Source organism: Salinimicrobium oceani (assembly GCF_012037645.1).
In genome coordinates this window covers 1-383 of record NZ_JAAVJR010000954.1, presented here as the reverse complement: position 1 = coordinate 383, position 383 = coordinate 1, and the positions used below count along the sequence as shown (strand labels likewise).

General features: G+C 40.7%; 1 protein-coding gene. It reads left to right on the top strand.

The genetic code is table 11. The annotated features are described in order from the left end of the window. Positions 1-276, top strand: a 276-nt coding sequence (locus tag HC175_RS20225; RefSeq protein WP_168139849.1) for a PD-(D/E)XK nuclease family protein, incomplete at its 5' end; no start/stop codon positions are given. Positions 277-383: the final 107 nt, after the last annotated feature.

The window sequence follows — 383 nt, the reverse complement described above, 5'->3', positions numbered from 1 at the left end:
ATAGGTCACCCGCAATTGAAATCCTTTTATGCTGAAGGTGTCAAAAATTTTAATGAGCGCGATATGATCGCTGAAGACGGACAGCTCCTGCGACCGGACCGGCTGAACTTTCAGGAAGACCGGGTGACCATTATCGATTATAAGACCGGTGCCGAGAGCCCTACACACCGGGAGCAGATAGAGGCATATGCAGGCGTGTTAAGCCGAATGAATTTCGGCATCAACAAAAAACTTCTGGTTTATATTAATGACGGCATCTCTATAAGAAATGTATAAAAGAAATGTAATTTTGTAAAAAACACCATTATGTACGGATCAATAAAGGATTACTTAAAGGACGAAATAGAACAGATAAAAGAAGAAGGATTATACAAGAAAGAGCG